Genomic DNA, 1431 nt, shown 5'->3' on the forward strand with positions numbered 1-1431 from the left:
AACAAGCCCGTCTATATAATTGCATTTTATATAGACGGGCTTGTTTAATTTTTTATTCTTATAATAGTAGCGTTTTGAGGGATGTTTTTTTGTTATTAAGTGTAGGGAAGTAGTGCATAATCTATGGGAATAATACAGGTGCTTTTCAACTATTATGAGAACAGCTATATTATGGCTAAATATGTAGTGAGATATAGGAATGTTGAACAAGGAGCTCATTTACAATTGAAGTGTATATATGGGCATGAAATCTTCTTTGATTAGTAGTTGTAACTTTTTGAGGCATAATTTTTTGAATTCCGTAACGTCAGTGCTACAATGATTGAAAAATAAATGTTAATGAGGTGTTCATATGAAAATTGAAGTTTGGTCTGATTTTGTATGCCCGTTTTGCTATATTGGGAAGCGTAGATTAGAAATGGCCTTAGAGCAATTTCCACATAAGAAAGATGTTGAAGTTGAGTTTAAAAGTTTTGAATTAGATCAAAATGCTCCGATCTACTCTGGAACGAGTATTAATGAAGTGCTTGCATCGAAGTATGGAATTAGTGTTGAAGAAGCTAATCGTAATAATATACAACTAGGCAATCATGCAGCTAGTATGGGTTTGAGTTTCAATTTTGAAGAGATGAAGCCAACAAATACTTTTGATGCACATCGTTTGGCGAAATTCGCAAAGGATCAGGGGAAGGAAAAGGAGATTACAGAAAATCTACTTTTTGCATATTTCACTGAATCGAGAAACTTAAGTGATGTGGAAACACTAGCTAATATTGCTGAAGCTTCCGGTCTAGATAGGGAAGAGGCTTTAAATGTTATTCATAATAAAAATGCTTATGCCAATGAGGTTAGGATTGATGAATCAATTGCCCAACAATATAAAATTACAGGGGTACCTTATTTTATTGTTAATCAAAAGTATGCTATTTCAGGTGCACAACCATTTGAAACCTTTGTTGGTGCACTTCAGCAGGTGTGGGAAGAAGAGAATCCTAAGTCTGAACTTCAAGATCTTTCAATAAATAGTACAACAGATGATTATTGTGCAGATGGTAGCTGCTCGATACCTTCAAAGGAATAATATTTAATTCTTTCTTTCTATTATGGTGTACATAATGTAATGAGGGGATAAATTTAAAATGTCATATGTATATTAATGACATCTAAATACGAATAACCTACAGTGACTTTTATAGGTTATTCGTATTTAGTTTATTTTTGGGGGAGTTACATTCAAGTGTAATATTATTGTGCTAACGGCTTGTTGGTATAGTTAATTCATATTTTTATAAAAAACTTATTTAAAACTATTGACGATTAACATACATAGGTGTAATATAGAACAAGTCGCCGATAGCAACAACGCAGAAAGCGACAAAACAAAATGAAAAACTTAGTTGACATTAACTAACGAAGATGTTAACATAAGGA

General features: G+C 32.5%; 1 protein-coding gene. It reads left to right on the top strand.

The features are described from left to right. The first annotated feature begins 352 nt into the window (after positions 1–352). Positions 353–1081 (top strand): DsbA family oxidoreductase, encoded by a 729-nt coding sequence (locus V7038_RS28495; protein ID WP_335696012.1) that lies wholly within the window; start codon positions 353–355, stop codon positions 1079–1081. Positions 1082–1431: the final 350 nt, after the last annotated feature.

The sequence above is a fragment of the Bacillus sp. JJ783 genome, from assembly GCF_036963225.1.
GTDB lineage: Bacteria > Bacillota > Bacilli > Bacillales > Bacillaceae_G > Bacillus_A > Bacillus_A cereus_U.